The sequence below is a fragment of the Vibrio sp. 10N.286.49.B3 genome (genome assembly GCF_002873395.1).
Taxonomy (GTDB): Bacteria; Pseudomonadota; Gammaproteobacteria; order Enterobacterales; family Vibrionaceae; genus Vibrio.
On record NZ_MCUV01000044.1, the window covers coordinates 1065 to 8869 of the forward strand.

At 38.0% G+C, this 7805-nt stretch carries 8 protein-coding genes; 3 read left to right on the forward strand and 5 right to left on the reverse strand.

Annotated features, from left to right (window positions below):
* The first annotated feature begins 117 nt into the window (after positions 1-117).
* From BCU68_RS14295 to BCU68_RS14305, 3 genes are read left to right on the forward strand one after another with little or no spacing between them, the layout of a single operon-like run.
* The gene (locus BCU68_RS14295; protein ID WP_102565429.1) at positions 118-945 is read left to right on the forward strand and encodes a hypothetical protein; all 828 of its coding nucleotides are present in this window, start codon (positions 118-120) and stop codon (positions 943-945) included.
* Positions 929-1330, forward strand: coding sequence for a hypothetical protein (locus BCU68_RS14300; RefSeq protein ID WP_102565430.1), 402 nt, complete (start codon positions 929-931; stop codon positions 1328-1330). The genes BCU68_RS14295 and BCU68_RS14300 overlap by 17 nt, the downstream gene beginning before the upstream one ends.
* Before the next feature lie 49 nt (positions 1331-1379).
* A complete protein-coding gene (locus BCU68_RS14305; RefSeq protein ID WP_102565431.1) occupies positions 1380-1715 on the forward strand; it encodes a hypothetical protein in 336 nt (111 codons plus the stop codon).
* Between the two features lie 29 nt (positions 1716-1744).
* On the opposite strand, the gene BCU68_RS14310 is transcribed toward BCU68_RS14305, so the two are convergent.
* From BCU68_RS14310 to BCU68_RS14330, 5 genes are all read right to left on the reverse strand, one after another.
* A complete protein-coding gene (locus BCU68_RS14310; RefSeq protein WP_157935203.1) occupies positions 1745-3694 on the reverse strand; it encodes a DUF927 domain-containing protein in 1950 nt (649 codons plus the stop codon).
* Positions 3695-3812: 118 nt separating this feature from the next.
* A complete protein-coding gene (locus BCU68_RS14315; protein WP_102565433.1) occupies positions 3813-4010 on the reverse strand; it encodes a hypothetical protein in 198 nt (65 codons plus the stop codon).
* Positions 4011-4129: 119 nt separating this feature from the next.
* Positions 4130-6427 carry a hypothetical protein gene (locus tag BCU68_RS14320; RefSeq protein ID WP_102565434.1) on the reverse strand — a complete coding sequence of 766 codons (2298 nt, stop codon included), beginning with the start codon at positions 6425-6427 and terminating at the stop codon, positions 4130-4132.
* Positions 6428-6553: 126 nt separating this feature from the next.
* A complete protein-coding gene (locus BCU68_RS14325) occupies positions 6554-6904 on the reverse strand; it encodes a hypothetical protein (RefSeq protein ID WP_102427657.1) in 351 nt (116 codons plus the stop codon).
* Positions 6901-7479 carry a ParA family protein gene (locus tag BCU68_RS14330; RefSeq protein ID WP_157935204.1) on the reverse strand — a complete coding sequence of 193 codons (579 nt, stop codon included), beginning with the start codon at positions 7477-7479 and terminating at the stop codon, positions 6901-6903. The genes BCU68_RS14325 and BCU68_RS14330 overlap by 4 nt, the downstream gene beginning before the upstream one ends.
* Between the last annotated feature and the right edge of the window lie 326 nt (positions 7480-7805).

Sequence of the window (7805 nt, forward strand, 5' to 3'; positions counted from 1 at the left end):
TGTTCTTAGCTGGGTTAGGGTGATTTTTTGTGGGTAAGGAATAGTTCTAATTGGTTAAAATGCTATATCATAAGTATCATAGATAATATTACGTCATAAAAACCAGTGAGTTAGGTAATGGAAGCTAAAATAATTGAGTTTCATCTTGAATATAACCCTGATAGAAAGAACCCTGCGGACGTTTTTCATGCTATGGGTCACTTTATATCAGCATATCAAATGCTAGGTTCAACCATCAGCCATGCTATTGGATCGGAGTATGGTTTTGATATTGAGCTTAAGGAAGTTACTAAGGGGTGTATCCTTGCTAAATTAGCACTAAAAGCGGAAGAGTTGACTCGACCAGATTCAATGATTCGGAGTTTTATTGGTGAGGTATCTAGTAAGAATCAAGTTCAGGAAGTAACTGAAAAAGAGAGTAATCGTCTAAAGGGGACAGGTAGGAAACTTAAAATTGAACCTCATGTTGGTGATTTGGATACTGCATTAGGGATGAAAGAATGGTCGAAAGGCAATGAGATGTTAGACCCTGATGAGTATTTAAAGGTTTGTAAAGAAGGTGAAGATCTTAATAATGTTGTACCGTTTAGCTCCAGTTTTAGATTCACTGGTAATATCAATAAGATGTTTTCTAAAAGCAAAGGTCATCATGATGGTGAAGAAGTAATTGAAGTCTTTAAACCTTGTAATCAAGGTTCATCTAAGTGGGAGGTAATAAGTAGAGCAACTGGAAGGCAATTTAGTGCTGAAATATTAGATACTAAATGGCTTAAAGAATATCAGAACTCTGAAACAAGATTAGGTGGTAAAGATTATTTACGTGTTCATTCAGAATATGATGTCGTTCTTATCAATGATAAGGTTAATATTCAAAATGCTAAAATTAAGGAAGTTATTGATATTATAGAATGTAGCACTGGAACTCAAAATGAAATACAAGAATGAGTTTAAATCAGTTGCTAGTTCTTATTTGCTGATATTTATTCCATTAGCATTATTGGTACTAGTTAAGGGGTTAACGGGAAGGTATGAAGATATACTTTTAACTGGCGATTGGTCAATTGCTAGTGCAATGATGTATTCGTCTTCATTATTTACTGTATGGAATGCAACCTCAAATTATGAAGGAGATATTAATCGTTCTGAAATTAATTGGTTTATGTCAAAAACTGTCTTAATGTCTTCTTCAAACATTGGTATATATGTGATTAGCTTAGTTGAACCTAATTACAAAATAGGTATAGTTCAAATTTTATTTTTCATTATAGCTTCTGTCTCACATATTAAATCTGGGAGGTTTGCCTACAGGATTAATAATGGTGACAGCTAATTAATTATTGAATTTGTTTATCAATGATCTTATTGTTTAAATAAATACAATGGAAATAAATTCATTTTATTTAAAACTCAGAACTTCTGTTATTGCAGCAACAGTTTTTGATTCTGATCCAGATCGTGCAGAATTTCAGGAGGTCTATTTAATTGCTCATTCGATGGCTGAAAAAGAAATTAATGATTGGTTAGACGAGCAAGAGTTAATAGAATTTATGCGTAAATTAAAATTAAAACATGACGCATTATATAGCAGGCTGAGAAAGTTAATGATAAAAGCAAATATGGAAAAAATGCAAAGTCATTTAAATAACGACAATTTATTACTTAGTTTTCTTGTTTATTTATTTATCATGAAAAATGATATTAAGTTGAAGATATAATAAAGCCCTCCATGTGAGGGCTTTATTATTTAGAATGGAGTATCATCCATTTCATCTATTAAATTTCCTAGCTCTTCTAGCTGTTCATTAACAGTGTCTTCACGTCGAGATAATTTAAATGCGTATGTTCGCATCTTGTTGAGTGGGCTACATGAGAAGTCGCTACGACCTTTGTTTGTGTGTAGCATATCTTCATACTTCGCACGTTGTGCAAGAGCCTTTAAATCTATTCCTAGAGCCTTTTTGATAGCACTTTGCTCTGTCTTTGCAATGCAAACCAATCCATCAATATCAAAAGGCATTTTCATTGCTGAGTTCTGTTTTAAATATACTTTGTAACCAGATCTTGAATTGTCTCTGGTTGTATATTTTGCTGCTTGCTCTTGATTTGGACATTCAGGATCAAACCAGTAGCCATCTATTTTAGTAGATGTGCTGTAATGTGCCATAATAGCCAAAATTGAATCTCTGATATCATCAATCTTATCTATTTCTCTGTGCGGTTGCTCTTGTTGCCAACTATTTAGCAGTGTTTCGCAAAAAGACTTAACATTATTAGTTGACCCATTACCAATAACAGATTCAACCACATCACAAGCAGCTAGAGTAAATGCAATCTCTTTTGCTCTACGAGCTACAATTGCATTATTTTCAAATCTAGAAAAATACTCATCTTGTAAGTTTGTAACTTTATTTTCTAGTTCTACACTGTGTGCCTTAATGTATTTAATTACATCGTGATATCCATGACCATAATTAGAGTCTAAAAGTCTTTCAAGATTCATCGGTGTTTTGAGTTCACCAAATCCATTTTGCCAAAGCGGATACTGATCGATGTCGATATTAATTACACGTGCTCGTAAAGCATCTGCTTGCTCGTGACTGTCATCAATAAGGGAGTCGATAGAGATATTAGATGTTGAGATAATCACGTTCTGCCATGTTTTAGCAGCACGTAGAGAACCATCCATTTTAGCTGCGCTACGGCTACCACCGTTAGCTAATGCCATTAGTTGATCGGTTGCTGAAAATTTGTCTTTCATCCCTGAGATCTCATCCATCAAGGCAAATGAGTTAGATCGGATTGATAGAATATTTTCTCTAGCTACCTTGGTACTTTCCCACGAATTGTAGTTACCGCCTTGGACGCCGAGCGGGCCGATCCACGAAACAGCACAATAAGCTGCAAGTGTCTTACCCTGAGAAGTTTGTCCCCACAAATCAATGATCGGGCTGTTTTCGGCTTTAATAATGCCTCGGAGATAGCCACTGATCGCACTAGTTACAACAAATGCAGTAACAGGTGAAGTTGCAAAAATCTTGCGTTGTGTGTCTATCCAAAGGTCTTTAGAGCCAGCGATAGACATGTAAGATGATTCTTTTCCAAGGTAGTGATCGCTCGATGGCGTGATGTGCTCATCTTTATTTACAGTCCAGCCAGTTTTGGTTGAACCCTCTAAAACGGAAATGTCTTTTTTCTCAAATGCGGTAATAGAAACCATCCGAAGTACATCAGCAAGATCAATCGAACGGCTATTAAATAGCGTAAAGCCGTGACTCATAAGCTCAGATATTGCTGTATCTTTCTTGTCTTTTTTAGCTAGTGACTCCATCGATACACATAGCGTATTTTCTTCGCCAATAGCGTCTCGATACCATAATTTTAGATATAGAGATGTGCGTCCAGTTTGCAAATCACGATCGACAATCAGTGCAAGCGGATAGATCGGCATCTCTGCCAGTCTTTTAGATTCTGGCATCCGCTTAGCTGTGGATTTTTTATATGGTTGATAGTAGGTGCGATTGTTCATTACCCAGTATCGACCATCATCAAGAAAATAGTCGAAGAGGATATCTTGGGATATCTCGGGGTTGTTTGGGGTATCTTTATTTACTATTTTTAAGGTAGCAGAACTACCATGTTTGCTAACAATGTCAGCCGTCTTGACGCTAGTAGCGTCAGTGTTATAATTATTCATAGTCATTGACTTCGATGTGTTTTCGTTTTGATGACGCTGTGAGGGATTGCCCTCCCGTAACAGCATCTAATTTATGTTTATGAATAAGCCCACTTTGCCCGAGTGGGTTTTTTCATTTCTAGCATTCTGCTTTCTTCAAATCATCCACAATTTTTTCGCTTGCCCACGTCAAAACTGCTTCTCTCAGTGCATCAGCACCACGTGATCGAGGTTTACCCGTTTCACGTTCTGAGGATGCTTTTAGCATTGCCATTTCAATGACAGCTTTCTCATGATCTGATAGACGTAGACGAATACATTTTTCTCTAGTATCCATAATTCTGTCCCCCTTTCTTTATATAAGATTACGTTCCACGAAAAAGGATTACAACCCTAAAAATAAAAAAGGTCGCAATAAAGCGACCTTTTGTTCCACGAAAGTTTATTTCTTAGTGATTACGAGGGTTTAGGCTTGTTTCTTTTTTCAACATTCGGCAATTGTTGATCGCCTTTTTGAGCATTTACAGTGCCTATACCACAATCAGGATTAGCCTCCACAATCGCCTTAAATGCATCTATAAACTCGTCTGAACCTCGTAGATTGATGTTATTCCACCCTGATGCTACAGCAGCATCTAGCATCAATTGTGCTGCCTCTTGAGGCTTTATGTTGCGACAACTAATTTCATCTTTTTCAACAAGCATAGAAGCAATTGCAGGGGGTGAAGATTGCAGGTTCTTATCATGGATTTTAAACACATGATCATCACCGATGCTTTCAACTTTAACAGAGTCCTTGCCGAACTTTTCTTTAAGATGGTCAAACACAGCCTGCTTTTTCACTGGCGTTTGCCCTTGTCCACCGAGTGAGTCAGTTGATAATTCACTCACTTGAGCAACTAAGTTTTCCATCCAAGACCCCTGTTGAGGTTCTTCAGATTTTTGCTCTTTCGAGCTACTTATCTTTTTTCCCTTGCTCTTAGCGACCTCCCCTTGGTCAGGGGTGGATGCGGTTAAACGCTCTTGGTTTGCTGCTAACTGCTCAATTTGTTTCTGCATTGCAGTCATTGTTGATTGCATTGTTGATAGCGAAGATTCAAGCATTTTAGTTTGCTGGTCTTTTAATGCCATTTGCTGATTGTGCATTGTCTCAAGCTGCTTGCGTTGAGCTTCTAGCTCGGTATTTAACGACTCTCTATGCTCAGTATGTAGGTCAGCTTTTTGAGTAGCTAAAGCACTCTGCAATTTGCTATCAAATTGCGCTTGTTGGGCTTCCAGAGCGGCTTTTACAGCTTCTTCGATAGATGATGCCTTATCAGCCTCAAACGCCTCTGTAAGCTCTTGAGCCTGTTTGTCAGTGGCTTTATTAACTGCTGACTCAACGATTTGAGGTAACTCAACCTCTCTAACTCGCTTAAGATCAGATTCAAGCTTACTAACATCATTCCCAAGCTGTTCATTCTCCTGACGTTCTCTCGTCAGTTCGTCTTCTTTATTCTTTAAAGCATTTGATAATTTAGATGATTTTAATTGAAGATCAGGAATCACTTTTTCGGTTAGTTGCTCTACTTCATTTGCATAACCTGTTGCTTCTTCATCGAGACGATCATACTCAGATTTAAGCTCTGTGAGAGATTCAGACAACTGGTTTTTTTGAGTTTGCTCTGCCGTTAAAGCCTGTTCGATTTCTGTCTTATTAGCTTCCAATGAACTATACGAGTTAGTTAGATTTGAATGCTCTTCCTGCAATCGTTCGTGGTGAATGCCAAGCTGTGATAACTCGTGTTCAGCGTTTTGCAGTTGAGCGCGAACAAGAGCCTCGTTATCAACAGCGTTGATCGCTTGTTGAAATTTATCAGCTTCACGTTGTAGACGCTCAATTTCTCTTTGAGTCTCTTCAAATGATTGAACCAAAACAGTTTTATTGACTTGATGATAAACAACATCTTCTTTGTCCATCACCTGAGACAATGCCTGATCAACTGCGTTTTCACGCACCTGAACTTGTTCGGGTGTGGCTTTAGTTGGGATATGAGATTTGTTTTTAGATAGGTTTGGTTCATCGCTTACATGTTCATGTAAAGCCAAACCAATGTCAGATAGATAACCGTTTAAAGCTGCCGTATCTTCATCTAGTTCTGAACGGTTTTTATATGCAAGGGGTGCAGTTTCCGTTTTGCTAAGCCACAGCACACGACTAACAGCTACACGCAAATGCGGTGTATTGGTGTCTTCGTGCCAGTCCTGAACAAAACCTAATCGCTTTGGCTGTTTGTCAGGGTATTTAGCTGCAATCGTGCTTGTGTGGATGTTATTAGCCCACTTACCAACTCGTTCCTTGATTGCTAACTTACAAGCATCAATATCACCATTAAAATGGTCTTTAGCTGATGCTTCTAGTTCATCATTTGAGAATCCAAAATCAAAAATCTGAAACTCTTTGTCGTTGTCATCGCCATAACGCCCTCCACGCATTGGCGAGCTAATAGCCCCTGAAGCCTTGCTCTTTAAAGCGTTATCCTTTGACCAAGAATAAGAAATATCAGCCACTTGTTGGCGGAAATCTTCAAATAACACACCATCTGAATTTAAAACAGTAGGCTCTACATCGAGTTCATCATCAAATGATGGCTCGTAGATCTCCCATTCTTGTTTGTAAGTTGAATTTTTGCCAACCACCGATGAGCTAACCCCATCGCCATCTTGAGAGCTAAACCCGCTCTTGTAATCCTTGTATATTGTTGCAATTGCCATATGTGCACCTAATTTATTGTTTTTAAAAGGGGTATTGCTTGCCCGAACCCCAATGTTTTTTAGCAAAAAGAGCTTAGCTTTTAGCTCTTTTAGTTAGCTTACTAATTGCTAAGCTAACTTGCAACCCTATTTCGCTTCTTTTACAGAAACATTCAACATTTTTCCATCTTGCTCTAACTGATCTAAAGCGTGTTCTATAAGAGCAATCATTGCTGTATTGCGACTACCCATTACAGTGTCACTTAATCGCTCTATAAGTTGCTCTGGTAATTTACAGTTGATTGCTTTTAAGCCTTTTGAATAAGATTTATCACGACCTTTAATCATCACTCTCAAATCATTAACTGAATCAACTTCTTGAGTGTTATAAGTGTATACAGGGACAGCATCACCACCATTTAGCGATTTCTCTATATCACTAACTGCGTTCTCGTCTCTGCTCTCTTCATCCAAAAAACCTAATTTTTGACGGCTCATAGTAATTCCTCAATTTTTTTAACTATTTGTTCTATCTCTGATTTTGCTTGTTTAAGTGATGGCTGTTTAGCACCGCTAAAATTCTCACAGAAAATTGTAAGACCCTCTGCAACTGATGATTTATAAGCTGCACGTTCACGAACCAAGAGATCATAGCTATATTGCTCAGCAATAGATTTCTCTAAAGCACTTGCGCCATGTTCACCTTTGAATTTATTCAAGACTGTTACGACCTGATGTTTATCACCTAAAAGTCGTTTAGCTGTATTGGTTGATGCAACATTGAAGCGATCAGCTTCAAACGGAACAATCACAACCCTAGCTGCTTCATGCGGAAGTACAGGGCCCGGAGGGTGATCGATGATAAGAACATCAACATCTGGCTTAGATGTTGGCGACCCTGCAAACACTTGAATTGATTCGTGATCCTTTAGAACTGCGTAAATAGAACGCTGTTCATCCATATCGACCACGCCAACAGTTTTACCCATTGCATGGTAAGCCCCTGAAATTTGAGCTGTTAAAGTTGATTTTCCAGACCCGCCTTTGGCGTTATATACCGCTATAATGTCCATTATTCCACCTAAAGATATTCTAACGTACCCCAGAAAACTCTGAGATACTCTATCTATGATTATAAACCAAGCAGGTTTTGAAGCAATAGTAAAAAGAAAATACCCTAGAATATTCTGAGATACCCCAGAAAATCCTGTTCTATCAGTTACCAGAAATTACCATTTCTTGATAATGGCGTTACCAAAAAGTGGTAACTGGTAATCCCTTTAAAATCAAAGAGTTAAGATAGAATTACCACAATTACCAAATTACCAAGCCCGATCTAAAATTTTACACACACTATAGTTAGCTATTAGCTCAGGAGGTTAGCTTAGCATCCTAGTGT